Here is a 26977-nt window from a genome sequence, read left to right as displayed (position 1 = left end):
ACCGCCCCACACGCACCGCACCTTCCCCAACTCCCCACGGAGGTCCGCCGGATGCTCGGACTCAGCAGATCCCGCCACCGCCTCACCACGGCCCTCGCCGCATTCGGTCTGCTCGCCACAGGCGCCGCCGTGCAGGCGACCACGGGCGCCACGCCGGCCCGCGCCGCCACCCCGCACCGCGTCCTGTTCGACAACGCGCACGCGGAGACCGCCGGCAACGCCGACTGGATCATCTCCACCAGCCAGCCCGACCCGCTCGGCGAGAACCCCTCCCCGTCCGCCGAGACCGACTGGACCGGAGCCCTCTCGTCCTGGGGCGTCGCCCTGCAGAAGACGGGCAACTACAGCCTCAAGACGCTTCCTTCGGGCTCCAGCCTCAGCTACGGAGGCTCGTCCTCGACCGACCTGTCGAAGTTCGACACGCTGGTCCTGCCCGAGCCCAACACCCTGTTCACCACGGCCGAGAAGACCGCCATCATGACGTTCGTCAAGAACGGCGGCGGTCTGTTCATGATCTCCGACCACACCGGAGCCGACCGCAACAACGACGGCTATGACGCGGTCAAGATCCTGAACGACCTGATGAGCAACAACAGCGTCGACTCCACCGACCCGTTCGGCTTCTCCGTCGACTCCCTGAACATCGCCTCCGGCTACCCGGCCGCGATCAGCGACAGTACCGACCCGGTCCTGCACGGCCCCTTCGGCACCGTCACCAAGAGCCTCATCGCCAACGGCACCACCGCCACGCTCAAGCCGTCCGACAACTCGGCCGTCAAGGGCCTGCTCTACCGCTCCGGCTCCTCGGGCAACACCGGCGCCTTCTTCCTGACCAGCACCTTCGGCAGCGGTCGCGTCGCCTTCTGGGGCGACAGCTCACCCATCGACGACGGCACCGGCCAGCCGGGCAACAAGCTGTACGACGGCTGGAACGACCCCGGCGCCACCAACGCGGCGCTGGCCCTCAACGCAACCGCCTGGCTGTCCGGCGCGAGCTCCGGCAGCGGGGGCGGCGGCGGTGGCTCCACCCCGTGCACCGCCGCCCAGCTCCTCGGCAACAACGGCTTCGAGTCCGGCAACACCACCTGGAGCGCGACCAGCGGCGTCATCACCAACTCCAGCGGCGAGGCCGCCCGTTCGGGCTCGTACTACGCCTGGCTCGACGGCAACGGCACCGCCACCACCGACACCCTCTCCCAGTCGGTGACCATCCCCTCCGGCTGCGCCGCCACCCTGAGCTTCTACCTGCACGTCGACACCGCGGAAACGACGACCAGCACCGCCTACGACACCCTCAAGGTGCAGGTACTCGACAGCTCCGGAACGGTCCTGGGCACCCTGGCGACGTACTCGAACCTCAACGCCGCGTCCGGGTACACCCAGCGCAGCTTCGACCTCAGCGGCTACGCCGGGCAGACCGTCACCCTCAAGTTCACCGGAACCGAGGGCTCCAAGTACCAGACGTCGTTCGTCATCGACGACACGGCGCTCAATGTGAGCTGAGGTCCCAGGGGTGGGCCCGCCCGGGCCCACCCCTGTCGGATCACCCCGCCGGGACGGTGTGCTCCGGCGTGTTCCAGCCGGAGACCCGCACCCGGGGCGCCGAGCCGTGCAGATCGGCCGTCCGGTAGGTGACGGTCAGCGTCACCGACTCGCCCGGCCACAGGCTCACCTCGTTGTCGGACCACAGGACGGGCAGCACCGGCCTGTCCTTCGCGTCCACCAGGTGGGCGTCCGTGAGCAGCGAGGGCGTCCCACCGTCCCCCGTGTTGCGCAGGGTGACCGTCGTGGTCGACCTGCCGTCCGCGTCCGTCGTCGTGGACGCCGTCGCCGACACCGGCACCCGTGCCATCGAACCCAGCCCGGTCAGATCGGCGTAGCTCGTCGTCGGCGTGTGGTACCAGTCGGTGCGTGCCCAGTCGAGCGTGTCGGCCTTGGTGGACAGCCAGTAGACGTTGCGGCTGACCTCCTTGCCCGCGCGGTCCGTGAGGATGAGCCGTGCGAGATACGTGGTCGAAAGGCCGCTCACCGACGAAGGGAGGGCCAGCACGGTGGTGTGTGCCCCGTCGCCCGCGACACTCACCCCGGTCGCCGTCCGGTCGTACTTCCGTGTGCCGTCGGTGTTGAACAGCGTGACATGGGCGGTGAGCCCGGAGGCGGGCATGTGCCGGTTGTTCACCACCACCACCGACCGGTTGTCGTACGCGTACTGGACGTGCAGCGGCTCATTGGCCTTCTTCGCCCCGAAGTAGGCACCGCCCTGGTCGAGGTAACGATCCATCAGCTGCCAGTGCAGCGAGGTCCACCCGCTGTTGAACATCCAGTAGATCACCCCGGTGGAGGGCTTCGTGGCGTCGTGGGCGTTGCGTCCGTACGCCTCGTACTGCGCCCGCACGTTCTCGTACTGGGCCAGCTGAGCCTTGCGTACGTGGTCCATGAGGCCGGTCGGTGTTCCGTACCGCCCGGCGAGCGCCTTGTCGTACAGCTCCAGGGTGCCGAAGGTCGACGACGGCGAGCGGTGGTACTGCCGGGCGCTCGGGTCCTTCCACAGGGTGTCCAGCTCGGCTGGAGTGAGCATGCGGCGCAGCGTGTCGAGGGTCGGGATGTCGGGACCGGCGCTGGTCTCGGAGTTGAAGCCGGTGGCGCCGCCCTCGCGCTTGGCGTACCAGTAGTTCGGCGGGACCCAGTCGTACGGGCCCGTCATCTTCATGCCCGAACTTCCCAGCCGAGGCGAGGAGTTGTCCGAGGCCGCCGCTACCACCGGGACCGGCCAGTCGGCGGCCTCCAGGGCGTCCAGATAGTTCTTCTCGATCGTGGCGTCCGGTGCGAAGTCGCTTCCGATCAGGAACGAGACGACACTGGGGTGGTCGCGCAGCCGGGCGGCCTCGGCGGCCATCGACGCCTGCGCGACCGGATAGTCGGCGGCGGTCCACTTCTCACCGGGCTCGCCGCCGTTGACGTTGCCCTCCCACTTGTCGCAGCACTCCCAGCCGGGCATGGTGAGGATGCCGTAGCGGTCCGCGAGGTCGAAGAACTCGTCCGGTTCGATGTGGCCTTCCAGACGGATGGTGTTGAGGCCGAGGTCGAGTGCGTACTTCAGGCGGTCCTCGACGTACGTCCCGTCCCAGCGCAGGAACTCGTCCGGGGACCAGCCACCGCCCTTGATGAGCAGCGCGCGGCCGTTGACGCGGTACTGTCGCGCGCCGTCCGCGTCGAGCGGTGCCCTCACGTCCCGGATGCCGAAGCTCTCGTGCGCGGTGTCGGACGTGCTGCCGGAGACGGCCGCGGTGAGGTCCAGCGCGTACAGCGGCTGCCCGCCCATGCCCGCCGGCCACCACACCTTCGGTGCGGTCAGATGCAGACCGGGCACGTCGGAGGGGGTGAACATGACCGTCTTCGCCTCGTGGGAGGCGAGCGGGACGGTCCTGGAGAAGGTGACGGAGCCGACGCTCCCGGAGACCGTGGCGGTGACCGGGGCATCGGAGTCGTTGCGTGCCCGCGCCTTCACCGTCACGTCCGCGGAGGCGAGCGACGGGACGTCCAGCCTGGTGACGACGTGCGCGTCGCGCAGTGCGACCGGTCCACCGCGGTGCACCAGCACATCACGGACGATGCCCATGTTCGCGTCGGGCGGCGGCTGCAGCCAGTCGATCCAGCCCATGGTGAGGTCCTTGTTCGGGTCGTTGGGCCGGATGCGGAACGCGACCGTGTTCGTGCCCGCGCGTACGAGCGAGGTGATGTCCAGCTCATGGCGGGTGTACGCGCCCGCCACATCCGCGGCCCCGGCGACCTGGCGTCCGTTGACGTACACGTCCGCCGCCGAGATGACCCCGCTGAAGTCCAGACGGGTGCGCTGCGAGGTGTCGGCGACCGTGAAGTCCGAGCGGTACCACCAGGGAACCCCGAAGTCGGCCTTCGGGATCCTCTGCTGGTTGGTGGAGTGGAACGGGTCGGCGTACACGCCGTCCGCGAGCAGCGCCGCCAGCACGGTGGAGCGGGATCCGGCCGGGTACCAGCCGCTCGCCGGGTAGCCGGGGGACGAGACGGCGGCCGGAGAGTCGGAGACCTTCGCCGTGGACTGGATCGCGTATCCGGCCAGGGGGGTCGCACTTCCCGCGGTGCCGGCGACCTCGGTGACGGGCGTACGCGGTCGGGCCGGCGACTCGCTCCGGGAGCCGGCCCACGCGCTGGTGGAGAGCGTGCACAGCAGACCCAGGGCGACGACGGCGGTGGTCAGCCGCCGACGCGGGGCAGGGCGGTGGAACACGGTGGTCTCCTTGGAGGTGGGGGAGCATCCGCGCTTCGGCACTGCGGGATCCGGCGGAAGGCGCCGCGGGACCTAAAGTTAGGAAACTTTACTAACTGGCGCCTCAAGCTAGGGCGTCGAGGGGGTCCTGTCAATCACCGGTGCGGCCGGGTGAGTTGGTCAGGAGGCGGTGCGGCGTTCGAAGACCACGTCCCGCGCCGTGCCCAGCGCCGTCGCCAGCGCGCCCAGCAGCACCGCGTCCTCGCCCAGCCGGCTCGGCGCGATCTTCGGACGCAGCGGGGTGAGCGAGCGCAGCGTCTCCCGTACGGGGCCGAGCAGCAGGTCGACGCTGTGCCCCACACCGCCGCCGAGCACCACGAGATCGGGGTCGAGCACGGCCGCCGCGGCCGCCACCGTGTGGGCGATCCGCTCGCCCTCCAGCCGCACCGCCCTGACCGCGGCGGGCTGCCCCTGCCGTGCCGCGTCGAACACGGCCTTCGCCGTGAGCTGCCCGGTCATGCCGAAGGCCCGCGCCGACTCGACGACCGCCACGCCCGACACCGCGTCCTCCAGCGTCTCGGGCTTCCGGCGCCCCGGCCACGGCAGGAACCCGATCTCCCCGGCCCCGCCGTGGGCGCCCGTGAACAGCCGGCCCTCGCTGACGACGCCCATGCCGAGCCCGGTCCCGATCAGGATGTACACGAACAGCCGGCTGCCCGCGCCGACGCCGTACGTGTACTCGCCGAGCGCGGCCAGATTGGCGTCGTTGTGCACCTCCAGCGGAATGCCCAGCTCCTCGCGCATCCGGTCGAAGAGCCCGGCCCGTCCCCAGCCCGGCAGATGCATCGCGTACCGCACCCGGCGCCGCTCCTCGTCGTACACGCCCGGCGTGCCCACCACCGAGTGCGCCACCTCCTCGGTCCCGACCCCCGAGGTGGCGACCACCTGCCGGGCGGTGGTGACGACCAGCTCGGCCATGGCGCCCGAGGAGCGGGCCCGGTTGCGCACGTCCGACCGGGCCACCACCTCGCCGTCGAGGTCGGCGAGCGCGATCCGCAGCCAGCTGCGGCCGATGTCGATGCCGAGCGCGTATCCGGCGGCCGGATCCGGGGCGTACAGAACGGCCATCCGGCCACGCTCGGGCGTGTGCGTGCCGACCTCGTGGACCAGTCCCGCCTCCTGCAGGGCCGCGAGCACGCTGGAGACCGTGGGCTTCGACAGCCCCGTCTCCCGGGCGAGCTGGGCGCGCGAGGCACTGCCCTCGGCGCGCAGCCGGTCCAGGAGCAACCGCTCGTTGGTGCTGCGCAACCGTCTGCGGCTCCAGGGCTGTTCGGTCTGCTCCACGGCGTCGTCGGCGGACATCGCACCATTCTCACGCATTCATGACACACCCTTGACGCATCTAGTAAGGCTCCTTAACTTTATCGCCCAGCCAGCCTCGCCGGGCGAGCCAGGGGGAGACCCGCGCCGGCCGGACACCCGCCGCCCTTGATCCGTCGGCCGCCATGCGACGTCGGCCCGCAGTCCGCACATCTCTCTCCCCGCGTCCCGCATCAGGAGGTCCCGTGTCCGGTAGCCCGCCCTCAGGTGGCGGATTCGTCCGCCGTGTCGGCCTGTTCCAGGCCACCGCCATCAACATGAGCCAGATGTGCGGCATCGGGCCGTTCGTCACGATCCCGCTGATGGTCGCCGCGTTCGGCGGTCCGCAGGCGGTCATCGGCTTCGTCGCGGGCGCGCTGCTGGCACTCGCCGACGGGCTCGTCTGGGCCGAACTCGGCGCGGCGATGCCCGGCTCCGGCGGCAGCTACGTCTATCTGCGGCAGGCCTTCCAGTACCGCGCCGGGCGCCTGATGCCGTTCCTGTTCGTGTGGACGGCGATGCTGTTCATCCCGCTGATCATGTCCACCGGCGTGGTGGGCTTCGTGCAGTACCTGGGATATCTGGCCCCACACCTGGGACAGACCGCCGGTGACCTGATCGGGCTCGGCGTCATCGCGCTGGTGGTCGTGCTGCTGTGGCGGGGCATCGAGAACATCGCCCGCATCACGGCCGTGATGTGGGGCGTGATGATCGCCTCCGTGCTACTGGTGATCATCGCCGCGGTCTCGGACTTCAGCCCGCACCTGGCCTTCACCTATCCGGCGCACGCCTTCGACCTGACGAGCGGTCAGTTCTGGCTCGGCTTCGCGGCGGGCCTGACCATCGGCATCTACGACTACCTCGGCTACAACACGACGGCGTACATGGGCGCGGAGATCAAGGACCCGGGCCGTACGCTCCCGCGCTCGATCATCTTCTCCATCCTCGGCATCATGGCCATCTATCTGCTGCTGCAGATCGGCACCCTGGGTGTCATCGACTGGCACCGCATGACCGACCCGAACGACATCGCGTCCACGTCGGTGGCCTCGGCTGTGCTGGAGAAGACCTGGGGCAAGGGCGCGGCGGACACGGTCACGGTGCTGATCCTGATCACTGCCTTCGCCTCGGTCTTCACGGGGCTGCTGGGCGGATCACGCGTTCCCTACGACGCGGCTCGCGATCGCGTCTTCTTCCGCCCGTACGCCAGGCTGCACTCGAGGCACCACTTCCCGATGCTCGGCCTGGCCACCATGGGCGCGATCACGGCGGTCGGCTTCCTGATCGGCCGTCATACCGACCTGGCGACCCTGATCCAGCTGCTCACCACGGTGATGGTGCTCGTCCAGGCGCTGGCGCAGATCGCGGCCGTGACGGTGCTGCGCACTCGGCAGCCGGCGCTGCACCGGCCGTACCGGATGTGGCTGTATCCGGTGCCGAGCGTCGTCGCCCTGGTCGGCTGGCTGGTCATCTACGGCTACGCGGACAAGAACTCCCCGGGCCGCCACCCCATCGAGTGGTCCCTGGCCTGGCTGGCGCTCGGCTGTGTGGCGTTCGTGATCTGGGCCCGTCTGGAGAAGGTCTGGCCGTTCGGCCCGAAGGAGATCACCGAGGAGTACCTCACCGCGCCCGCGACGGAACCGGCGGACGCGTGAGAGCGCATCCGTGACAGCGGGTGGGCCCGGCGCAGGCGGTGGCGGCCAGGACCTCTTTTGTCGGCCCGGTGCTGCGCTGGGCACCCGTCGTCGTCACTGCTTGACATGCAAGTGATTGCCTGCATAACGTTCAGTGTGCGATCAGCGAGTGACTCCGGGATGGACCAGGTCTTCAGGGCGCTGGCCGACCCGACGCGCCGATGGCTGCTGGACCGGCTGCATGAGCGCGGCGGACAGACGCTGGGCGAGCTGTGCCGGCAGATCGAGATGACGCGCCAGTCGGTGACCCAGCACCTGGCCGTCCTGGAGGCCGCCAATCTGGTCGGCACCGTGCGGCGGGGGCGGGAGAAGCTGCACTACCTCAATCCGGTGCCGCTCCACGAGATCCAGGAGCGGTGGATCGGCAAGTTCGAGCGCTCGCGACTGCGCGCGCTGAGTACGCTCAAGCGACGAGCAGAGGAAGCCATGACCGACAAGCCCGCGTTCGTGTACGTCATCTACATCGAAAGCACACCCGAGGCCGTATGGGACGCGCTCACCGACCCCGACCTCACCGCCGCGTACTGGGGCCACAGCAACGTCTCCGACTGGAAGCCGGGCTCCCGCTGGGAACACGTCCGCACGGACGACTCCGGCATCGCCGACGTGGTCGGCACGGTCTTGGAGAGCGAGCGGCCCACCCGTCTCGTCACCACCTGGGCCGCGCCCGAGAACGAGGGTCAGGAGGACAAGTACTCCCGGGTCACCTTCGACATCCGGCCGCACGCCGACATCGTCAAGCTCACCGTCACCCACGAGGACCTGGCCAACGAGACCGAGCGCGCACAGGTGGCCGGTGGCTGGGCGGCGGTGCTGTCCAATCTGAAGTCGCTCATCGAGACCGGCAGTCCGCTGCCGCAGGAGCCGTGGCTGGTGCCGGAGCGCTGAACCGGGTGGCGCGGGCGGGGCGCGACGAGGCCGGTCCGCGTGGGCGGACCGGCCGGTGGTTGCCCTCCGTGCTCGCTGAACTCGCTGACCGGTGGCTGTGCGGCCGAACTATGCGCGGGCGACGCTCTTCGTCGCCGCGCCCACACACAGCATGCCCAGCACCACGGCGAGTGCGCCGATCACGATGCTGTTGACCACGACTCCCGTGTCGGGGGCGGTGCCGACGATCCAGGGCGAGATGATCAGCCATGCGCCCATCGCGCACATCGCCCAGCTCAGGCCGTACATGCGCTCCGGCATGATGGTGAATCCGAGAGCCAGCAGGCCGATCGCGATACCCATGATGAGGTTGTGGGTCACGAGCGGCGGCTGGCTCGTCGTGTAGTGGAGTATCCACGGGGACGCGGCGCAGTACAGACCGAGCAGGAACGCCGGTCCGTCCACGAGCGCCACATCGCGACCACCGAGCATGCGGGCATACCGCGCCCGCATTTCGTGTACATCGGGGTGGGTGGTGATGTCACCCCTGGTGTGTGAGACGTCAGCCATGACTCGTCTCCTTCGGTTCTGGCAGGTCTGACCACGTCTGGGGCGGTGTGCGGTAGAGCGCCGCGCATGTTCAATCTGCTGTTCATTCTGCCCTTATTTGTTCTTTATGTGTAGCGGTCGGGAGGCTCGGACGGAGCGGAACGACGTTCGGCGCGCGCCAGTTCCGCCGTGAACTGGGCGCCCGCCAGCAGGGACAGATGGGACATCCACAGCCACACCGGGAAGACGACCAGGCCCGCCAGCGACCCGTAGAGCCTGCTGTAGGTGCCGAACCCATCGGCGTACGCCGTGAAGCAGCGCGACGAGATCAGCCACAGCGCCGCGGCGAGCACCCCGCCCGGCATCGCATGCCTCAGCGCACGGGCCTGAGGCGGTCCCGTCCGGAAGAGCAGAAGCACCAGGAGCGCCACCACGGCCACCAGGGCGGGCCAGCGCAGCAGCGCCCACGCGGTCGCTCCCGCCTCACCCAGACCGGCCCGCTGTCCCAGGTCTCGCACCAGCGTGCCGCCGAGGACGAGCAGCAGCGCACTGCAGAACCACAGGGTCAACAGGGCCAAGGCGGTGAGCAGGATGCGGTGCGCGGTACGCAGAGCGGGACGGGTGTCCTTGACGCCGTGCTGGTCGTGCAGGGCCCGCCGGAACACCGCCAGGTAACTGGAGGCCGACCACAGCGCGCTCGCCCCGCCGCCGACGGCCACCGTGAGCGCGGCGGACCGTTCCCCGGCCAGTCGACGCAGCGTGCTGTGCAGGGCCGTGCCCGCCTCGGCCGGCGCCCAGGCCGTGACACGCGCGATCAGCGCGTCCGTGAGGTGCGGACTGACCGCGCCGATCAAGGAGACCGTCATGAGGAGCGTGGGCAGTAGGGCGAGGATCGCGTAGTACGTGAGGGCGGCGGCCCAGTCCGACACGTCGTCCCGCCACATCGCCACCGGGGTGCGGCGCAGCGCCGGCCAGGCCCTACGGACCCGGTCGAGCGCGTCCCCGAGGGCGGCTGACACACCGGTGCCGGCCTGTGCGCCGACGCGTCGAAGCCATGGCCGTCTCCTGTGGGGTACTGACGCGTGCCCTTCCACGGCTGTCCTTCCCGTCGAGCCGCGTCGCGCGCGGCCGCCCCTGTCCCGCCGCCCGGCATCTCGCGTGTGCCGCGCCGGCCGGCGGACTCGTCTCCCACCTCCTTCCCTCACCCGTCGACGCCGGGCCATGCCGTCACCCGGTCGAAGGAAGTCGGCCTGCAGCCGATCCACCGGCGTCGCAGCTTCGGATCACGCGCGACAGCTCGTGATCCCGGATGTGCCAACGGGATGGGCCCGGCCGGAACCGGTCCGCACGCCCGGCATGTCCGCGTCCAGGGGCCCGACATGTCCCCGTCGATCGGGGGCAGGCGGACTGTACGAGAGGTGACGTTTCGGGTCGATGGTCGATGCTGGAGGTGTCTGCCGTTATGGGCGCGAAGGTGTTGGAGCGGTTCTCCGCCGGAGCTCCGCGCGGATCGTGGCCGGCGGAGGAGTACGCGGCGGCGCGCCGCGCGCAGGGGGAGCCCGCGACGGTCGTCATGGATCTGAAGTCGGACGCGTATCTCGTGGTGATCCCGCCACGTGACGACGACTGAGCGGGCGCTCACACGGGACGGGGCGCCGTTTCACCCGGCGGGCGGTCCCGCAAGGTGACCGACCCGCCCAGCTCCCGTGCCCTGCGCACGAACTCCCCGTGCAGGGCCTGCGCCGCCCGCGGCACGGATTCCGCCTTGCGGCGCTGGAGCATCAGCAGCACCTCGGTGCTCTCGTCGGCGAGCGGACGGAACGTGATCACGCCCCGGCGCTCCAGCGGATCCCCGATCACGCTGAAGTCGGGCAGCACTGTCGCGCCCAGCCCCTCCGCCACCATCAGCTTGCCCATCTCGGCCCCGTCGGTGGAGTACGAGAACGACGGGCCGCGACCGGCCAGGAGCCGGTGGACATAGCGGTGCATCACATAGCCCGAGCGCATGGCGATCAGCGGCTCGGTGAGGAGATCGGCGACCGGGACCGTGGTCAGCGACGCGAGCGGACTGTCCGGCCGCACGCACACCACCGGGCGGCCACGCAGCAGTTCGGTGCTCTCGAAGTCGGCCGGCACGTCGTCGCCGTCGAGATGGTTCACCAGGCCGAGGTCGAAGCCGCCCTCCAGCAGGGCCCGGTGGATATCGGTCTGTTGGGCGCCGACCACCTCGACCTGAGTGACGGGATGCGAGGCGCGGAAGTCTCGCACCACAGGAATGAGCAGCGGCACCGTCGCCGCGTTCACCGTTCCGAGCCGCACCGTACGGCTGATCCGATGCCGCTCGCCCGCCGCGGCCCGCAGCCGGTCCACCGCGTCCAGCACATTGATGATGTGCGGCAGCAGCTCCCGGCCCTCCTCGCTCATCGTGGCCCCGGACCGCTTGCGTTCCAGGAGATCGACGCCCAGTTCCCGTTCCAGATTCCGCACGGTCTCGCTCAACGCGGGCTGGGACAGGCGAAGTTCCTCGGCGGCCCGGCGCAACGAGCCGAGCCGGGTCACGGCCGCGATGTATTCCAGCTGTTCTGTTCGCACCACCGCAGAATGCGGACGCGCCGGGCAGTGGTTCAAGGGTTTCCCTGTCACACCTTCGTGAAATTCAATGGTCCGCGATACGAGACCGGTCGGGTTTTCCTTGACTGCCCGAGCCGGTGGCTGCCACGATCGACGACATGAAGATGCGACTGGACCTCACGCGGCGACGCCATGTCGACCTCGCGCGCGTTTCCAGCGCCTCCTGTTGCCCCGCGGTCTGATCCTTCTCCGGTCCACCGCGTTCCCTCCCCACACGCCTGCATCCGCGCGCCGGCGCGACCCGCGACGCCTCCGTCGCGGACAGGTGTGCATTCGTATTCCCTTCCCCGAATTCAGAGACCCGCGGCTCCCTGGCAATCGAGCACGCCTCCTGAATTCGGCGTCCCCGAAATTCGCAGCAGGAGTTCCGCATGTCCGAAGCGTCCGTGAAATTCGCCTACTGGGTCCCCAACGTCAGCGGGGGACTGGTCACCAGCAGGATCGAACAGCGCACCGACTGGGGCTACGACTACAACCGCGAACTCGCCGTCCTCGCCGAGAACAACGGCTTCGAGTACGCGCTCAGCCAGGTCCGCTACATGGCAAGCTACGGCGCCGAGTACCAGCACGAGTCGACCAGCTTCAGCCTCGCCCTCCTCCTCGCCACCCAGCGCCTGAAGGTGATCGCCGCGGTCCACCCGGGACTGTGGCACCCCGGAGTGCTCGCCAAACTCGGCGCCACCGCCGACCACTTGTCGAACGGCCGCTTCGCGGTGAACGTCGTCAGCGGCTGGTTCAAGGACGAGTTCACCGCGCTCGGCGAACCGTGGCTGGAGCACGACGAGCGCTACCGGCGCTCCGAGGAGTTCATCCGCGCCCTGCGCACGATCTGGACCGAGGACCACGCCGAACTCGCCGGTGACTTCTACCGGGTGCGTGACTTCTCACTCAAGCCCAAGCCCCTCAACACCGCCGAGCGGCCGCACCCGGAGATCTTCCAGGGCGGCAACTCCACCGCCGCACGCCGGATGGCGGGTCGGGTCTCCGACTGGTACTTCTCCAACGGCAAGGACTTCGACGGAGTCCTCGAGCAGATCGGCGACCTACGGGAATCCGCTGCCCAGGCCGGGCGCAGGGCACCGAAGTTCGGCCTCAACGGCTTCCTCGTCGCCCGGGACACCGAGGCGGAGGCCCGCGAGACCCTCCGTGAGATCGTCGCCAAGGCCGACACCGAAGCCGTCGAGGGCTTCGGAGCCGCGGTGAGGCAGGCCGGACGGTCCACCGCCGACGGCAAGGGCATGTGGCAGGACTCCTCCTTCGAGGACCTCGTCCAGTACAACGACGGCTTCCGTACGGGCCTCATCGGCACCCCGGAGCAGATCGCGGAGCGCATCGTCGCCTACAAGAAGCTCGGCGTCGACCTCCTCCTCCTGGGCTTCCTCCACTACCACGAGGAGGTCGAGTACTTCGGCAAGCGCGTGCTGCCCCTCGTCCGGGAGCTGGAGGCCCAACTCCCGGACGCAGGGGCTGAGTCCGTCCAGTCCGTCCCTCTGCATGCCTGACCGCCCACTCCTTGCGCACCGCACTGCGAAAGAGGTCACAAGCATGAGCACCGCCACGCCCACCGACTGGCAGACCCGCCCGGCCCCCGAGACCACTCAGGACTGGATCGCCCGCGCCGCCGAGGTCGCGGCCGTTCTCGCCACCGACGCCGCCGAACGCGACCGGGCCGGCGCCACCCCGTACGCGGAAGTCCAGCTCCTCAAGGACTCCGGCCTGGTCACCCTGCTCGGTCCCGCCGAGCACGGCGGCGGGGGACAGGACTGGCCCACCGCCTACCGCGTCGTCCGCGAGGTCGCCAAGGCAGACGGATCCATCGGCCAGCTCCTCGGCTACCACTACCTGTGGAACTGGGCCGCCCGTTTGGTCGGCACCCGCGAGCAGTGGGAGCACATCGAGGCCGAGGCCGCACGCAACCGCTGGTTCTTCGGCGGGGCCGTGAACCCGCGCGACAAGGACGTCGTGGTCACGGAGGACGGCGACGACCTGGTCTTCACCGGACACAAGTCGTTCTCCACCGGCAGCAAGATCTCGGACGTCACGGTGCTGGAGGGCGTCTTCGAAGGCACCGACAGGCACGTCTTCGCGATCGTGCCCTCCGGCACCGAGGGCCTGGTCTTCCACGACGACTGGGACAACATCGGCCAGCGGCTCACCGAGAGCGGCAGCGTCACCATCGACGGGGTGCGCACTCCGTGGTCGTCGGCGGCCGGTTACGTCGACAAGGAGTTCCGGCCGCGCGTCTACAACACCCTCAACGTCCCGACCATCCAACTGGTCTTCGTCAACTTCTACCTGGGCATCGCGGGCGGAGCGCTGGAGACGGCCGCCACCTACACCCGTACGAAGTCGCGGTCCTGGCTGCACGGCGGCCACGAGCGCCCGGTCGACGAGCCGTACGTCATCGACACCTACGGCGACCTCACCGCCAAGCTGTGGGCGGTCGAGGCGCTCGCCGACGCGGTCGCCGACGAGGGACAGAAGCTGCACGAGGAGCCCGACGCCGTCACCGAGCGGGCGCGCGGTGAATTCGAGGTGCGGGTGGCCGCGGTCAAGGCGCGAGCCACCGATGTCGCACTGGAGATCGCGAGTCGGGTCTTCGAGGCGACGGGTGCCCGCTCCACGACCACCGCCGAGGGCCTGGACCGCTTCTGGCGCAATGTCCGCACCCACAGCCTGCACGACCCCGTCGCCTACAAGCGGCGCGAGGTCGGCCGCTGGGTGCTCGAGGGCGAACTGCCCGAACCCACCTGGTACTCCTGACCGCTCGTCCGGGGGCGCCTGCCCATGCAGGCGCCCCTCCTCCCCGAAAGAGGACTCATGGCCACCGTTCTGTCCGTCTCCGGCAGCCCCTCCGCCGCATCCCGCACGGGCCGCCTGCTGCGCCACCTGGATCAGCGTCTGATCGCCCAGGGCCACCAGGTGATCCCGCTCGACGTCCGTACGATCCCGGCCGAGGCCCTCCTCGGCGCGGACTTCCGGCACCCGGCGATCGTCGAGGCGACCGAGTTGTTCGCCCGCGCCGACGGCGTCGTCGTCGGCACACCCGTCTACAAGGCCTCCTACTCCGGGGTCCTCAAGGCGCTGCTCGATCTGCTTCCGCAGTACGCGCTCACCGGCAAGACCGTGCTGCCGCTGGCCACCGGCGGCACCACCGCACACGTCCTGGCCATCGACTACGCGCTGCGGCCCGTCCTCAGCTCCATGGGCGCGGCGCACATAGTGCAGGGCTGGTTCACCCTCGACAAGGACATCACCGTGCACGAGGACGGCTCCCTCGGCGTCGCACCGGCCGCCACCGAGGCCCTGACCCAGGTCGTGGACCAGTTCTCGGCGGCCCTGGGCCGCACCTCCGTCCTGGCGGCGGTCGGCTGAGCGCCATGACCGACGTCACCGCCCATGTGATCTCCGGCGACGCCGAGGCCCTCGCCGTCGCCGCCGCCCTGGCCGACGAGTTCCGGGCCGGAGCCTCCCGGCGCGACGCGGAACGCAGGCTGCCACGCGAGGAGTTGAACCGGCTGTCCACCTCCGGGCTGCTCGCCGTCACCGTGCCCGCCGAACACGGCGGCGCGGACGTCACCGCACGGACTCTCGCCGAGATCTTCCGGCTGCTCGCCTCGGCCGACGGCAGCCTCGCGCAGATCCCGCAGAGCCACTTCGTCTACGTCAACGTGATAAGCCGTCAAGGGACCGCGGAGCAACGGAAGTTCTTCTTCGCGGAGCTGCTCGCGGGCCGCCGCCTCGGCAACGCCCAGTCGGAAGCCGGCACCAGGCACGTCCAGGACATCCGTACGCGCCTGGAACCACAGCCCGACGGCTCGTACGTCCTGAGCGGTGTCAAGCACTACTCCACCGGCGCCCTCTTCGCCGACTGGATCCCGGTGCTGGCCCGGGCCGACGACGACAATCTGCACGTCGCCTACGTGCCCCGGGACGCCCCCGGTCTCACCGTGGTCGACGACTGGGAGGGAATGGGTCAGCGCACGACCGCCAGTGGCACCGTCCGCCTGGACGCCGTCCCGGTCCCCGCCGACCGCGTCCTGCCCCACCACCTGACCTTTCGGGGTCCCCAACTCCATGGGGCCCTGGCTCAGTTGCTGCATGCCGCGATCGACGCCGGGATCGCCGCGGGGGCACTGGCGGAGGCCGCCGAGTTCGTGCGCACCAAGAGCCGCCCCTGGTTCGAGAGCGGCTTCGAGACCGCCGCCGAGGACCCGCTGCTGATCCAGCGCTTCGGTGAACTCGCCATCCAGGTACGGGCCTCGGAGGCGCTGCTCGCAGAGGCCGCCCGCACGGTCGACGCGGCCCGCGCCGCCCTCACCGACGACTCGGCGGCCGAGGCGTCCATCGCCGTGGCCGCAGCCAAGGCGCACGCCGCGCACACCGCCGTCGAGGTGGCCGGTGCCCTGTTCGAGGTGTCCGGCACTCGCTCGGCCCTCGACTCGCTGAATCTGCACCGGCACTGGCGCGACGCCCGCACCCACACCCTGCACGACCCGGCCCGCTGGAAGATCCAGCACATCGGCCGTTATGTGCTGAACGGGACGAAGCCGCCCCGTCACGGCCTCCTCTGACGGACCTTCCAGATCGGAGACTCCCCATGTCCCTCACCTTCCACTGGTTCCTCCCCACCAACGGCGACAGTCGCCATGTCGTCGGCGGCGGCCACGGCACCCCCGCCACGGTCTTCGGACGGGACCGGCCGCCGACGGTCGCCTATCTGAGCCAGATCGCGCGCGCGGCCGAGGACCTCGGTTTCGTGGGCGCGCTCACCCCGACCGGTGCCTGGTGCGAGGACGCTTGGCTGACCACCGCGATGGTCAGCCAGAACACCGAACGCCTGAAGTTCCTGGTGGCCTTCCGGCCCGGATTCGTCTCGCCCACGCTCGCCGCACAGATGGCCTCCACCTTCCAGCGGCAGACCGGCGGCAGGCTCCTGCTGAACGTCGTCACGGGCGGCGAGAGCCATGAGCAGCGCGCCTACGGTGACTTCCTGGACAAGGACGCCCGCTACCGCCGTACGGGGGAGTTCCTCCAGGTCGTACGGGAGTTGTGGGAGGGCAAGACGGTCGACCTGCACGGTCGGCACCTCCAGGTGGAGGACGCGAAGCTGGCCCGGGTGCCCGACCCGGTTCCCGAGGTGTACTTCGGCGGATCCTCTCCCATCGCCGGCGAGATCGCCGCCCGGCACGTCGACGTCTACCTCACCTGGGGCGAACCGCCCGCGCAGGTCGCCGCGAAGATCGCCTGGCTCCGCTCGCTGGCCGCCCGGGAGGGCCGCACCCTCCGCTTCGGCATCCGGCTGCACGTCATCACCCGCGACACCTCCGAGCAGGCCTGGGCGGAGGCGAATCGGCTCCTCGACGGGTTCGACCCGCAGACCGTGAAGTCCGTCCAGGCGGGGCTCGCGCGCAGCGAGTCCGAGGGGCAGCAGCGGATGCTGGCGCTGCACGGCGGCAGCCGGGACGGGCTGGAGATCCACCCCAACCTGTGGGCCGGGATCGGCCTGGTGCGGGGCGGGGCGGGCACGGCACTGGTCGGCAGCCACGAGGAGGTCGCCGAACGGATCAAGGAGTACGCCGCGCTGGGGATCGAGGAGTTCGTGCTCTCCGGCTATCCGCATCTGGAGGAGGCGTACTGGTTCGGGGAGGGCGTGCTGCCGCGACTTGCCGCCCAGGGGGTGTGGCGGCATCCGGTCGGGAAGGACGCGGTTCCCTCGGCCCAGGTGCCGTTCGCGAGCTGAGCGGGGTGGCGGAGGCCGTCCCGCCGCCGTGCGTCCGTAGGTGGCTGGTCACGCAGTTCCCCGCGCCCTTCATGGGGCGCTCCCGACCAGGGCCGTGAGATGTGCCCGGCGTGACTCCGCCGTCTGGCCCTGGACCAGGAGGAACATCCCCTCGCGGGCCAGCCGCTGGGCCTTGCTCGTGAGCGTCATCGCTCGTCCGCCGCCCGCCACCACCGCCGCGGTGGTGGCCGTCCGCATCACGTCGAACGCCTGTGTCCGCAAAGCCAGCCGCTCCTCGTGGTGTTCCTGCGCTACGGGGTGGTCGGCCAGGGTGTAGGCCCGGCGCCGCACCTTGTCGACGCGGTCCCGCAGCGGGCCCGCGCTGTCCTTCTCCAGCAGGTCAAGCGCAGCCTCGGCGATGCCGAACACCGCGGGCGAGGCGTTCACGGTCCTCGCGCGGTCGGTCGCCGACCACTGCTCGTGCGGCATGCGCGCGGCCACCGCCTCGTCCGGCAGCCACAGCCCGTCCAGCTCCAGCGAGACCGTGCGCGCGGCGGTGAGCGCGGCGAGCCGCATCGGTTCCGATGCCCGCAGGCCCGGCTGCTCGCGCGCCTCGGTGAACGCGAACAGCGCCTCGTCGGCGTCGGTCCACCCGGCGAGCAGCATCACGTCGTTCAGGCCCCACCCCGTGTACCAGGGCACGGTCCCGTTGAACCGCCAACCGTTCCGCTCCCTGGTCACGCGCACCGGGGTCCGCGGGTGCGCGCGCAGATGGGCGTATGCCACCCCGGACATCAGCTCGCCGCGCGCCAGCGGACCCAACAGCCGTTCCCGCACCGGCCGTTCGCTCTTCGCCAGCATCGCCACCGGGGTGTGGTGCTGCGTCTGCACGAACCACGTCGAGCAGCAGGCGCCGGCCAGGATCTCCGCGATCTCCCGGGCCACCGCGGAGGGTGCCCCCGCCCCGCCGTACTCCACCGGCGCACTCACCCCGAGCAGCCCCGACCGCTTCACCGCCTCGACATGGCTCGCCGGCACGCCCTCCTGATCGACACGAGCGGCGTTCGGGGCGAGCAGGTCCTCCGCGAGCTGCCGGGCACGGGCGACGAGAGGGTGTGCTGTGGTGGTCATGAGGAAGATTCTCCCGATGTCGTCGGGCGAGGTGTCGATCCGGGGCTGTGCCGTTCGTGTAGGAGGTGGGAGAGCCCCCACGGCGCCAAGGAGGACGTCATGAAGTACTACCTGCTCAGTGTGATCCAGCCGAGCGAGGGCGAGCCGCCCTCGGCCGAGGCGCTCGCGGCGATCATGCACAACGTCGAGACCTTCCACGAGGAACTGCGCGAGGCCGGAGCCTGGGTCTTCGCCGGCGGACTGCACGGCCCGGAGACGGCCACCGTCCTGCGGGCCGAGGACGGCGATGTGCTGATCACCGACGGGCCCTACGCCGAGGGCAAGGAGTATCTGGGCGGCCTCTGCCTGATCAAGGCCCCCGACCTGGACGCCGCCCTGGACTGGGGCCGGAAGGCGGCACGGGCCACCACCCTCCCCATCGAGGTGCGCCCCTTCATGCACACGGCCGAGGACTGATGCCGGACGCCACCGACGTCGAGGCCGTCTTCCGCGCCGAGTACGGCCGCGCGGTCTCCGTCCTCGTCGGCTTCCTCGGCGACATCGACCTCGCCGAGGAAGCGGTCCAGGACGCCTTCACCAGGGCCCTGCGGAAGTGGCCGGAGACCGGCGTGCCGCCGAGCCCGGCCGGCTGGATCATCGCCACCGCGCGCAACCGCGCGATCGACGGGCTGCGCCGTGAGTCCTCCCGGGACGCCCGCCATGCCGAGGCCGCCCGGCTGTACGCGCCCGACGCACCGGCCGAGGAGGGACCCGTGCGCGACGACCGGCTCCGTCTGATCTTCACCTGCTGCCACCCGGCACTCGCCCTGCAGGCAAGGGTCGCGCTGACCCTGCGCCTGCTCGGCGGGCTCTCCACGGCGCAGATCGCCCGGGCCTTCCTGGTGCCCGAGCCCACGCTGGCGCAGCGCCTGGTGCGGGCCAAGGCCAAGATCCGGGCCGCGGGCATCCCCTACCGCGTGCCCCGCGACGCGGACCTGCCCGACCGGCTGAACGGTGTGCTGGCCGTCATCTACCTGATCTTCAACGAGGGTTACTCCGGTTCGCCCGATCTGTGCACCGAAGCCGTGCGCCTGGGCCGTCTGCTGTCCGAGCTGATGCCGGACGAGCCCGAGGTGACCGGCCTGCTCGCGCTGATGCTGCTGATCGAGGCGCGCCGCCGCGCCCGTGCCGGGCACGACGGGGAGCTGGTGCCGCTGCCCGAGCAGGACCGCACCCGCTGGGACCGCGACCTGATCGCCGAGGGCCAGACGCTCGTCCGCCGCTGTCTGCGCCGGAACCGGCCGGGGCCGTACCAGGTCCAGGCCGCGATCAACGCGGTGCACAGCGACGCGCCGACGGCGGACGCCACCGACTGGGGACAGATCCTTCGGCTGTACGACCAGCTCACGGCCCTCACCCCGAGTCCGGTCGTGGCCCTGAACCGGGCCGTCGCCGTGGCCGAGACCGAGGGCCCGCGATCGGCTCTGGAGCTGGTGGACTCCCTCGACCTCGACGGCTACCACGTCTTCCACGCGGTCCGCGCCGACCTGCTGCGCCGCCTGGGACGCGCGGCCGATGCCGTACGGGCCTACGAGGCGGCCATCGCCCGTACCGGGAGTCCGGCGGAACGCGCCCACCTGGAACGGCGGCGGCGCGAGGCGGCAGGAGGGGCGGACCTCTGACACCCCGCTCGCCCGCAGCGGGTCGGGGCCCCACGGCCGTCGGGTGTGACGTACGGCTCAGACGGCCGGGTTCTCCCTGCCACCGGAATGGACGGGGCCCCATGAAAGGTTGGCATTTACACCTGACCGACCGAGACGGTCCTTGCGGGCCGCAAGGACCCCGCACCAGCAGCGAGGCACCGTGAACCACCCCAGCCCCGAGCAGCCCGCCGACATCGTGGCCCGGCTGCGCGCCACCTTCCGCACCGGCCGCACCAAGCCCGTCGAGTGGCGCACGGCCCAGTTGCGCCGCCTGCGCGAGATGCTGGCGGAGAACGGCCCGGAGCTGGCCGCCGCCCTCCACGCCGACCTGGGCAAGAGCTCCACCGAGGCCTACCGCACCGAGATCGACTTCACGACCCGCGAGATCGACCACACCCTCCAGCATCTCGACCAGTGGCTGCGCCCCGACCCCGCCCCGGTCCCCGCGCACCTCGGCGGCGACGCGACGGCGTGGACGCAGTACGACCCGCTCGGCGTGGTTCTGGTCATCGCGCCCTGGAACTACCCGGCCCAGCTCCTGCTGGCCCCCATGATCGGCGCGCTGGCCGCCGGCAACGCGGTCGTCGCCAAGCCCAGTGAGCTGGCTCCCGCGACCTCGGCCGCGCTCGCCCGCCTGCTGCCGGCGTACCTCGACACCGAGGCGGTCGCCGTGGTCGAGGGCGGTATCCCGGAGACCACGGCTCTGCTGGCCGAGCGCTTCGACCACATCTTCTACACCGGAAACGGGACCGTCGGCCGCATCGTCATGCGGGCCGCCGCCGAGCACCTCACCCCGGTCACCCTCGAACTCGGCGGCAAGTCACCGGTGTTCGTCGACCGCGGTATCGATCTCGACGTGGTCGCCGACCGACTGGCCCGCGGCAAGTTCCTCAATGCGGGGCAGACGTGTGTGGCCCCCGACTACGTCCTGACCGACCCGGAGACCGCCGCCGCCCTCGAACCGGCGCTCGTCCGGGCCGTCGAGGCGCTCTACGGCACGGACCCCGCGGGCCACGGCGAGTACGGCCGGATCGTCAACGAACGCCATTTCGACCGACTCAGCGGCCTGCTCGACTCCGGTCGCGTGGTCGTGGGCGGCGGCAGTGACCGCCCGACGAAGTACATCGCGCCGACCGTCCTGGCCGACGTCGACCCCAAGTCCCCTGTGATGCAGGAGGAGATCTTCGGCCCGGTCCTGCCCGTCGTCACCGTGGCCGGTCTCGACGAGGCGATCGACTTCATCAACGACCGCGACAAGCCGCTGGCGCTGTACGTCTTCACCGAGTCCGACGACACCCGGCGGCGGATCGCCGCCGAGACGTCCTCCGGCGGCCTTGGCTACGGCCTGCCGCTCGCCCATCTCACCGTCTCCGACCTGCCGTTCGGCGGCGTGGGGGAGAGTGGCATGGGCAGCTACCACGGCCGCTACTCGATCGAGACCTTCAGCCACCGCAAGGCGGTTCTGGAGAAGCCCCTGGGCTGAGACCTCCGAACAAGAGACTTGCCGGGCCCGGCCGCATGTGCGACCGGGCCCGCGTCGTGCTGTGGTTGTCGGCCATTGACTGGTCTACACCCTTGACTGGTACAGACCAAAGCGATTGAGTGTGCCTCCACACCCCCCACCACGGCCGCCCCCACGCCGTGGCCGGTATCACCGGCGCATGCGCACAAGGCTCGGCTCCGCCCTGCCTCGTGGGGAGCGGCCGTGCCCCGCAGAGGAGTTGACCCGTGTCGAAGCGCCGCATCGCCGCAGCCCTGACCTCGCTCGCCGTCTCGGGCGCCGCTCTGGTGCTGCAGTCGGCCCCCACGGCATCCGCCGCCGGCTTCGTCGTGAGCCAGGCGCAGTTCAACCAGATGTTCCCGAACCGGAACGGCTTCTACACGTACAGCGGTCTCACCGCCGCCCTCGGTGCGTACCCCGCCTTCGCGAACACCGGCAGCGACACGGTGAAGAAGCAGGAGGCCGCGGCCTTCCTCGCCAACGTCAGCCACGAGACCGGCGGGCTGGTGTACGTGGTCGAGCAGAACACCGCCAACTACCCGCACTACTGCGACCGGAGCCGGCCGTACGGCTGTCCGGCGGGCCAAGCGGCGTACTACGGGCGCGGGCCGCTCCAGCTCAGCTGGAACTTCAACTACAAGGCCGCGGGCGACGCGCTCGGCATCGACCTGCTCGACAACCCGTACCGGGTGCAGAACGACGCGGCCGTCGCCTGGAAGACCGGCCTGTGGTACTGGAACACCCAGTCCGGCCCCGGATCCATGACCGGCCACAACGCCATGGTGAACGGCGCGGGCTTCGGCCAGACGATCCGCAGCATCAACGGCTCCCTGGAGTGCGACGGCAGGAACCCCGCGCAGGTGCAGAGCCGTGTCGACGCCTACCGGCGCTTCACCCAGATCCTCGGAGTTTCACCGGGCGGCAACCTCTCCTGCTGACGGCGTACCGCAGGGCATGGTGTCATGCACCTGACCATCAGCCGAAACGAAGGGCACATCCGTCATGCGCACCCCCCACGCCCTGCTCGCCACGACCGCGGCACTGGCCGCCGCGGTCGTGGCGCCTCCCGCAACCTCCAGCGCCGCGCCGGCGGTTCCGGCCGCGGGCGCCTACTACGTCCAGAGCGCGACCACCGGACTCGACGCGGCCGACAACGGGGGCGCCGTCGAACAGCACAACCCCAAGGGCAATGAGGACCACCAGCAGTGGAACCTGAGAGCGAGCGGGACGTCGTACGTCCTCGAAAGCGCAGACACCACGGGCAGTTGCCTCGGTCGCTCCGGCGACCAGGCCCGCACCGTCGCATGCGCGAGCGCCGACGCGGTCTGGGACATCACGCCCGCCGGGGGTGACCAGTACACCCTCAAGGCTCCCGGGACCGAGCGCTACCTGACCGTCGCGGCCAAGCCCGCCGGCGCCAACTACCCCGCGCAACTGGCCATCGGCTCCTCGGGCGGCCTCGCCTCCTGGTACCTCACGCCGGTCGTCTCGCCCACCAGCCCCATGCCGTCCGCCGACCAGCGCACCCTCGACCAGGTCACGTTCCTCACCGCGCACAACGCGTACGCCAACGGAGTCGACGGCGGCTTCGCCCCGCCCTTCGTGAACCTGGTGCCCAACCAGACGCGCGGCATCAACCAGCAACTCGCGGACGGCGTACGGGGGTTCATGCTGGACATCCACCAGACTCCCGACGGTGCGATCCTCTGCCACAACAGCTGCACCCTGGTCAGCCGTCCGGTCGCCCTGTGGGTGGACGTCCAGCGCATCGTGGACTTCCTCAAGGCGCACCCGGATCAGTTCATCACCGTCTTCCTCGAGGACTACGTCGACCCGGGCGTCCTGCGCAGCGAACTGGCCCGGGTCAACGGCCTGTCGGACGTGCTCTACCGCCCCGACCAGACGGGGGTGCGGCAGCACGGCTGGCCGAAGATGGCCGATCTGATCGCCGCGAACCACCGGCTGCTGATCTTCACCGACCACAGCCGCTCCTCGGACGAGGCCGCCGGACTCACCCGCGACAGCTTCGGCGTGATGTACCAGAAGGACTGGACGGTGGAGAACTACTGGTCCATGGGCTCGGGCATCGGCTCCTCCGACTGGTCCTGCTACAGCCGCTGGTACGACGCGAACACCGCCATCCCCCTGACCCGCACCGAACCAGGCTTCCGCCCGCTGTTCGTCATGAACCACTTCCGTGACGCGACGATCGCGTCCACGGCACAGACGGACAACACCAAACTGGCCGACCGCGCCCAGCGGTTCTGCCAGCCCGCCGCCCGCAAGAAGCCCAACTTCCTCGCCGTCGACCGCTACGACCTCGGTGACCCGGCGTCCGCCGTGAACACCCTCAACACCTACACCTACCCGTGAGCACTCGGACGAGCGAAACCAGATGCGCCGCCGCGCGCGGTGTGCGCATGATCCCCGGATGACCTCACCGACGATCACCGCGGACGCCGCGGGTACCTGGAAGCTGGGCGACCTGTCCGTCAACCGCATAGGCTTCGGCGCGATGCGGCTGACGGGCAGTGCCGCCTTCCACCTCGGCAGGCCGAGCGAGCGGGAGCAGTCGATCGCCGTGCTCCGGAAGGCGGTCGAGCTCGGCGTCAACCACATCGACACGGCCGCCTTCTACTTCTCGTCGCTGCGCTCCGCGAACGAGCTGATCAACAGCGCGCTGGCGCCGTACCCGGACGACCTGGTCATCGTCACCAAGGTCGGCCCGTTCCGCGACTGCTCGGGGGAGTGGGGCACCTCGGCCCGGCCGGACCAGCTGCGCGGGCACGTCGAGGAGAACCTGCGGCAGCTCGGCCGTGACCAGCTGGACGTGGTCAACCTCCGCCGGATGCGGCAGGACTCCATCGCCGAGCACTTCGGGGCGCTCGCGGAACTGCGCGACGCCGGACTGATCCGGCACCTCGGCGTCTCGGACGTCGAGCCGCGCCACCTCGCCGAGGCGCAGGCGATCGCGCCGGTGGTGTGCGTACAGAACCAGTACGGGCTCCACGCGCACCGTCCGCAGACGGAGGAACTCCTGCGGATCTGCGGCGAACAGGGCATCGCCTTCGTGCCGTTCTACGCGGTCGCCGGCAAGGGCGGCCCGCACGGCCCGGCCGCCGACGACGGCGACGAGGTCCGGGCGATCGCGCGGGCGCACGCTGGCACGCCCGCCCAGGTACGGCTCGCGTGGACACTCCAGCAGGGGCCGCACGTCCTGGCTATCCCGGGCACCGGCAACCCGGATCACCTCGTGCAGAACGTGGCCGCGGGCGCGCTGCGGCTGACGGACGACGAGATGGCCCGTCTCGACGCGCTGCACCGCCAGGCAGAGTGAGCGCCGAACGCGGGCCCGTTCAGGACGTCGACGACTCCACGGGCCGTGGTGTGCGGGCGTCCAGCCTGGGGGTCAGCCGGGCGGCGGCGTACACGCACAGGCTCAGCCAGCACACGGCGAACAGCCAGCCGCCCAGGACGTCGGAGAACCAGTGGACGCCCAGGTACACGCGGGTCAGGCCGACCGAGGCGCCCCAGCCGAGGACCACGGCCAGAAGCCAGGCTGCGCCCCGTGGCGCACGGGCCCTGATCGCGAGGGCCAGCAGTCCGGCCGTGATCGCGGCCGTCGTCGTATGACCCGAGGGGAAGGACCAGCCGGACGCATGCGTGACCCAGTCCTGGGCCGCCGGACGCGGGCGGGCCGCGAGCGACATCACTCCGTACCGCACGGCCTGACCGGCGCCCAGAGACGCGAGACACGCCGCCGTCGCGAGGACGCGCCGCCGCGTCGACCGCCCCATCAGGAGTCCCGCAAGGGCGGCGAGCAGATACGGAACGAGCCCCGTCCCGGTGTACGTCAGCGCCCGGGCCACCACCACCGCGACATGCGGGCGATGGGCGGCCGACCACTCCACCAGGTCCTCGTCGCCGAAGAGCGGGGTGCCACCGTGTCCCGTGACGGTCAGCGCCAGCAGCACGAAGGCCACCAGGGCGCCCACCGCCGTCGAACCGGCGAGGTCGGCGGTGTCCGTCCGCTTCACGACGGCGTCCCGGGGACGGCGGCGACGTGCGGCGGTACGGTGCGCCATGCTGCGCCCATGGTCGTGAGCCCCTTTCATAATGGACGGGCGGGACGGGCCCGGCCGGACCCGCGAAGACTACAATCCTGTAGACGGTCTACAGAAATGCAGACGACGGCGGGGTGAGGAAGGTTCCATGACCGAAGCGAAGGACGAGCGCCGCCCCGCGGGTGAACTGGAAGCGAGCGTCATGGCTGCCCTGTGGGCCGCCGGCGCACCTCGGACCCCGAGCCAGGTGCAGCTGAGCCTCGGAACCGGTCTCGCCCGCACGACGGTGACGACGATCCTGTCCCGACTGCACGAGAAGGGCATCGTCGACCGCCGGCGCCAGGGCCGCGGCTACGTCTACTTCCCCGTCCAGGACGCCCACGGGCTCACCGCCCGGCGCATGCACACCGAGCTGAACCGGGACACCGACCGGCACACCGTGCTGGCCCGTTTCGTCGCCCAGCTCAGCGAAGACGACGAGCGCGTCCTGCGGGACCTGCTGGAATCCGGTGAGCAGTGACCTTCCTGCTCCTCGTACCGCTCGCGCTGCCGTTCACGATGGCCCCACTCGCACGGCGCGCCCTCGAACGGCTCACGCCCGTGAGCGCGCTGTGGGTGGTGACGGTCTCCACCATCGTGGTCGCGTGCTGCTCCCTGACCGCGCTGGGCGCCTTCGTGCTCACCGGGCTGCTCCAACTGCGCCTCTTCGCCGCGCTCGGTGAACTGGTACGCCCACTGCGCGCGGGCTCGGCCGTGTTCGTCGTACCCGCGGCCGCGTTCTCGGTCGGCGGGCTCGCCGTGTGCCTGTGGACCGTGGGCCGTACGGTGCTGCGCCAGGCCCGGGCCTTCCGTGCCGCCACTACCGAGGCGGACCGCCGCTCCACCGCGGGCGACCTCTGCGTCATCGACTCCCCGCACCCGGACGCGTACGCCCTGCCGGGTCGGCCGCACCGCATCGTCGTGACCACGGGGATGCTCCGCAGCCTGAGCCCGCAGGAGCGCGAGGCGCTCTTCGCCCACGAGCGGGCCCACAACGCGGGCGGCCACCACTACTTCCTCGCGGTCGCCGAACTCGCCGCGCACTGCCACCCCGGGTTGCGGCCCGTGGCCGGGGTCATCCGGCTCGCGGTCGAGCGAGCCGCCGACGAGGCCGCCGCCACGGTGGTCGGAGACCGCCGGCTGACCGCCCGGGCGATCGGCCGCGCCGCGCTCGCGGCCCATGCGGCGAACGAGGAACGGCCGGCCTTCGCGGCCGCCGCGACCAGCGGACCGGTGCCGCAGCGAGTCGCCGCCCTGCTGGCGCCCCCGCGCACGCCGCACCGGGCCGCCCGCTGGATCGCCGTTCTCCTCGTCGCCTGCGCCACCGTCTCGGTCGGCGCCTCGGCGACCGGCATCATCGGCTTCCATCACGAGGTCGAGATCGCCCAGGGCGAAGAGGGACACTGACCGGCGCGCCGAGTGGGCGTCCTGCGCGGGCCTCACCTCCGCTGGGCGGGTGAGCAGGCCAGGACCTCGCACACCGGGCCGGGGC

General features: G+C 70.8%; 25 protein-coding genes. 18 read left to right on the top strand and 7 right to left on the bottom strand.

The genetic code is table 11. The features are described from left to right. Nucleotides 1-51 precede the first annotated feature (51 nt). Nucleotides 52-1503: a hydrolase gene (locus tag ASC56_RS01845; RefSeq protein WP_055489321.1), complete on the top strand. Its 1452-nt coding sequence runs from the start codon at nucleotides 52-54 to the stop codon at nucleotides 1501-1503. A 40-nt stretch (nucleotides 1504-1543) separates the two neighbouring features. On the opposite strand, the gene ASC56_RS01840 is transcribed toward ASC56_RS01845, so the two are convergent. Together ASC56_RS01840 and ASC56_RS01835 are read right to left on the bottom strand one after the other, a co-directional pair. After that, nucleotides 1544-4267, bottom strand: a complete 2724-nt coding sequence (locus tag ASC56_RS01840; RefSeq protein ID WP_055489637.1) for a sugar-binding domain-containing protein — start codon at nucleotides 4265-4267, stop codon at nucleotides 1544-1546. Nucleotides 4268-4426: 159 nt separating this feature from the next. Further along, entirely contained in the window at nucleotides 4427-5608 is a 1182-nt protein-coding gene (locus ASC56_RS01835) for an ROK family transcriptional regulator (protein ID WP_055489320.1), read from the bottom strand. Between the two features lie 203 nt (nucleotides 5609-5811). Here ASC56_RS01835 and ASC56_RS01830 point away from each other — a divergent pair, with 203 nt between their 5' ends. Then, nucleotides 5812-7260 carry an APC family permease gene (locus ASC56_RS01830; RefSeq protein WP_079102222.1) on the top strand — a complete coding sequence of 483 codons (1449 nt, stop codon included), beginning with the start codon at nucleotides 5812-5814 and terminating at the stop codon, nucleotides 7258-7260. Nucleotides 7261-7419: 159 nt separating this feature from the next. Next, a complete protein-coding gene (locus ASC56_RS01825) occupies nucleotides 7420-8187 on the top strand; it encodes a metalloregulator ArsR/SmtB family transcription factor (protein WP_055489319.1) in 768 nt (255 codons plus the stop codon). Nucleotides 8188-8295: 108 nt separating this feature from the next. Here ASC56_RS01825 and ASC56_RS01820 read toward each other — a convergent pair whose 3' ends face one another. Continuing rightward, on the bottom strand, nucleotides 8296-8736 hold the full coding sequence (locus ASC56_RS01820) for an SPW repeat protein (RefSeq protein ID WP_055489318.1): 441 nt from the start codon (nucleotides 8734-8736) through the stop codon (nucleotides 8296-8298). A 104-nt stretch (nucleotides 8737-8840) separates the two neighbouring features. Then, entirely contained in the window at nucleotides 8841-9734 is an 894-nt protein-coding gene (locus tag ASC56_RS01815) for a YihY/virulence factor BrkB family protein (RefSeq protein ID WP_055489317.1), read from the bottom strand. 422 nt (nucleotides 9735-10156) lie between these two features. Here ASC56_RS01815 and ASC56_RS01810 point away from each other — a divergent pair, with 422 nt between their 5' ends. Then, nucleotides 10157-10345 (top strand): hypothetical protein, encoded by a 189-nt coding sequence (locus ASC56_RS01810; protein WP_055489316.1) that lies wholly within the window; start codon nucleotides 10157-10159, stop codon nucleotides 10343-10345. A gap of 8 nt (nucleotides 10346-10353) precedes the next feature. Here the strand turns inward: ASC56_RS01810 and ASC56_RS01805 are convergent, their stop codons facing one another. Beyond that, complete coding sequence (locus tag ASC56_RS01805; RefSeq protein WP_055489635.1) at nucleotides 10354-11307, bottom strand: LysR family transcriptional regulator; 954 nt, start codon at nucleotides 11305-11307, stop codon at nucleotides 10354-10356. Between the two features lie 137 nt (nucleotides 11308-11444). Here ASC56_RS01805 and ASC56_RS43015 point away from each other — a divergent pair, with 137 nt between their 5' ends. The 6 genes from ASC56_RS43015 (at nucleotide 11445) to ASC56_RS01780 (ending at nucleotide 17089) form a co-directional block, all read left to right on the top strand. Further along, on the top strand, nucleotides 11445-11528 hold the full coding sequence (locus ASC56_RS43015; protein ID WP_371330026.1) for a putative leader peptide: 84 nt from the start codon (nucleotides 11445-11447) through the stop codon (nucleotides 11526-11528). A gap of 189 nt (nucleotides 11529-11717) precedes the next feature. Further along, entirely contained in the window at nucleotides 11718-12848 is a 1131-nt protein-coding gene (gene sfnG / locus ASC56_RS01800; RefSeq protein WP_055489315.1) for a dimethylsulfone monooxygenase SfnG, read from the top strand. A 43-nt stretch (nucleotides 12849-12891) separates the two neighbouring features. Further along, a complete protein-coding gene (locus ASC56_RS01795; protein WP_055489314.1) occupies nucleotides 12892-14109 on the top strand; it encodes an acyl-CoA dehydrogenase family protein in 1218 nt (405 codons plus the stop codon). Nucleotides 14110-14166: 57 nt separating this feature from the next. Beyond that, complete coding sequence (gene ssuE, locus ASC56_RS01790; protein WP_055489313.1) at nucleotides 14167-14721, top strand: NADPH-dependent FMN reductase; 555 nt, start codon at nucleotides 14167-14169, stop codon at nucleotides 14719-14721. 5 nt (nucleotides 14722-14726) lie between these two features. Next, nucleotides 14727-15920 carry an SfnB family sulfur acquisition oxidoreductase gene (locus tag ASC56_RS01785; protein ID WP_055489312.1) on the top strand — a complete coding sequence of 398 codons (1194 nt, stop codon included), beginning with the start codon at nucleotides 14727-14729 and terminating at the stop codon, nucleotides 15918-15920. Nucleotides 15921-15946: 26 nt separating this feature from the next. Next, nucleotides 15947-17089, top strand: a complete 1143-nt coding sequence (locus ASC56_RS01780; protein ID WP_055489311.1) for an LLM class flavin-dependent oxidoreductase — start codon at nucleotides 15947-15949, stop codon at nucleotides 17087-17089. Nucleotides 17090-17158: 69 nt separating this feature from the next. Here the strand turns inward: ASC56_RS01780 and ASC56_RS01775 are convergent, their stop codons facing one another. After that, nucleotides 17159-18199, bottom strand: a complete 1041-nt coding sequence (locus ASC56_RS01775) for an acyl-CoA dehydrogenase family protein (protein WP_055489310.1) — start codon at nucleotides 18197-18199, stop codon at nucleotides 17159-17161. A 99-nt stretch (nucleotides 18200-18298) separates the two neighbouring features. Between ASC56_RS01775 and ASC56_RS01770 the strand changes: the two genes are divergently transcribed. The 6 genes from ASC56_RS01770 (at nucleotide 18299) to ASC56_RS01745 (ending at nucleotide 24719) form a co-directional block, all read left to right on the top strand. After that, a complete protein-coding gene (locus ASC56_RS01770) occupies nucleotides 18299-18655 on the top strand; it encodes a YciI family protein (RefSeq protein WP_055489309.1) in 357 nt (118 codons plus the stop codon). Further along, complete coding sequence (locus tag ASC56_RS01765) at nucleotides 18655-19860, top strand: RNA polymerase sigma factor (RefSeq protein ID WP_055489308.1); 1206 nt, start codon at nucleotides 18655-18657, stop codon at nucleotides 19858-19860. Before ASC56_RS01770 ends, ASC56_RS01765 begins: the two co-directional genes overlap by 1 nt. Nucleotides 19861-20041: 181 nt before the next feature. Further along, the gene (locus ASC56_RS01760) at nucleotides 20042-21364 is read left to right on the top strand and encodes an aldehyde dehydrogenase family protein (protein ID WP_055489307.1); all 1323 of its coding nucleotides are present in this window, start codon (nucleotides 20042-20044) and stop codon (nucleotides 21362-21364) included. A 245-nt stretch (nucleotides 21365-21609) separates the two neighbouring features. Next, nucleotides 21610-22320 (top strand): chitinase, encoded by a 711-nt coding sequence (locus tag ASC56_RS01755; RefSeq protein ID WP_055489306.1) that lies wholly within the window; start codon nucleotides 21610-21612, stop codon nucleotides 22318-22320. A gap of 64 nt (nucleotides 22321-22384) precedes the next feature. Further along, nucleotides 22385-23755 carry an RICIN domain-containing protein gene (locus ASC56_RS01750; protein ID WP_055489305.1) on the top strand — a complete coding sequence of 457 codons (1371 nt, stop codon included), beginning with the start codon at nucleotides 22385-22387 and terminating at the stop codon, nucleotides 23753-23755. A 58-nt stretch (nucleotides 23756-23813) separates the two neighbouring features. Next, entirely contained in the window at nucleotides 23814-24719 is a 906-nt protein-coding gene (locus ASC56_RS01745; RefSeq protein WP_055489304.1) for an oxidoreductase, read from the top strand. A 19-nt stretch (nucleotides 24720-24738) separates the two neighbouring features. On the opposite strand, the gene ASC56_RS01740 is transcribed toward ASC56_RS01745, so the two are convergent. Beyond that, entirely contained in the window at nucleotides 24739-25467 is a 729-nt protein-coding gene (locus tag ASC56_RS01740; protein ID WP_371330020.1) for a phosphatase PAP2 family protein, read from the bottom strand. 127 nt (nucleotides 25468-25594) lie between these two features. On the opposite strand from ASC56_RS01740, the gene ASC56_RS01735 reads away from it, so the two are divergent. After that, on the top strand, nucleotides 25595-25966 hold the full coding sequence (locus ASC56_RS01735) for a BlaI/MecI/CopY family transcriptional regulator (protein WP_055489303.1): 372 nt from the start codon (nucleotides 25595-25597) through the stop codon (nucleotides 25964-25966). Then, complete coding sequence (locus ASC56_RS01730) at nucleotides 25963-26892, top strand: M56 family metallopeptidase (RefSeq protein ID WP_107309150.1); 930 nt, start codon at nucleotides 25963-25965, stop codon at nucleotides 26890-26892. Before ASC56_RS01735 ends, ASC56_RS01730 begins: the two co-directional genes overlap by 4 nt. Nucleotides 26893-26977 lie beyond the last annotated feature (85 nt).

Origin of the sequence: Streptomyces sp. TP-A0356 (assembly GCF_001417775.1) — a bacterium.
Lineage (GTDB): Bacteria > Actinomycetota > Actinomycetes > Streptomycetales > Streptomycetaceae > Streptomyces.
The sequence above is the reverse complement of the archived record's forward strand: the minus strand, read 5'-3'. Positions and strand labels throughout refer to the sequence as shown.

What these genes read in the sequence shown, in the direction of transcription:
- ASC56_RS01820 (WP_055489318.1), bottom strand. Translation starts at nt 8,736, where the DNA reads ATGGCTGACGTCTCACACACCAGGGGTGACATCACCACCCACCCCGAT.
- ASC56_RS01750 (WP_055489305.1), top strand. Translation starts at nt 22,385, where the DNA reads ATGCGCACCCCCCACGCCCTGCTCGCCACGACCGCGGCACTGGCCGCC.
- ASC56_RS01835 (WP_055489320.1), bottom strand. Translation starts at nt 5,608, where the DNA reads ATGTCCGCCGACGACGCCGTGGAGCAGACCGAACAGCCCTGGAGCCGC.
- ASC56_RS01735 (WP_055489303.1), top strand. Translation starts at nt 25,595, where the DNA reads ATGACCGAAGCGAAGGACGAGCGCCGCCCCGCGGGTGAACTGGAAGCG.
- ASC56_RS01795 (WP_055489314.1), top strand. Translation starts at nt 12,892, where the DNA reads ATGAGCACCGCCACGCCCACCGACTGGCAGACCCGCCCGGCCCCCGAG.
- ASC56_RS01785 (WP_055489312.1), top strand. Translation starts at nt 14,727, where the DNA reads ATGACCGACGTCACCGCCCATGTGATCTCCGGCGACGCCGAGGCCCTC.
- ASC56_RS43015 (WP_371330026.1), top strand. Translation starts at nt 11,445, where the DNA reads ATGAAGATGCGACTGGACCTCACGCGGCGACGCCATGTCGACCTCGCG.
- ssuE (WP_055489313.1), top strand. Translation starts at nt 14,167, where the DNA reads ATGGCCACCGTTCTGTCCGTCTCCGGCAGCCCCTCCGCCGCATCCCGC.
- ASC56_RS01825 (WP_055489319.1), top strand. Translation starts at nt 7,420, where the DNA reads ATGGACCAGGTCTTCAGGGCGCTGGCCGACCCGACGCGCCGATGGCTG.
- ASC56_RS01845 (WP_055489321.1), top strand. Translation starts at nt 52, where the DNA reads ATGCTCGGACTCAGCAGATCCCGCCACCGCCTCACCACGGCCCTCGCC.
- ASC56_RS01780 (WP_055489311.1), top strand. Translation starts at nt 15,947, where the DNA reads ATGTCCCTCACCTTCCACTGGTTCCTCCCCACCAACGGCGACAGTCGC.
- ASC56_RS01765 (WP_055489308.1), top strand. Translation starts at nt 18,655, where the DNA reads ATGCCGGACGCCACCGACGTCGAGGCCGTCTTCCGCGCCGAGTACGGC.
- ASC56_RS01810 (WP_055489316.1), top strand. Translation starts at nt 10,157, where the DNA reads ATGCTGGAGGTGTCTGCCGTTATGGGCGCGAAGGTGTTGGAGCGGTTC.
- ASC56_RS01740 (WP_371330020.1), bottom strand. Translation starts at nt 25,467, where the DNA reads ATGGCGCACCGTACCGCCGCACGTCGCCGCCGTCCCCGGGACGCCGTC.
- ASC56_RS01745 (WP_055489304.1), top strand. Translation starts at nt 23,814, where the DNA reads ATGACCTCACCGACGATCACCGCGGACGCCGCGGGTACCTGGAAGCTG.
- ASC56_RS01775 (WP_055489310.1), bottom strand. Translation starts at nt 18,199, where the DNA reads ATGACCACCACAGCACACCCTCTCGTCGCCCGTGCCCGGCAGCTCGCG.
- ASC56_RS01770 (WP_055489309.1), top strand. Translation starts at nt 18,299, where the DNA reads ATGAAGTACTACCTGCTCAGTGTGATCCAGCCGAGCGAGGGCGAGCCG.
- sfnG (WP_055489315.1), top strand. Translation starts at nt 11,718, where the DNA reads ATGTCCGAAGCGTCCGTGAAATTCGCCTACTGGGTCCCCAACGTCAGC.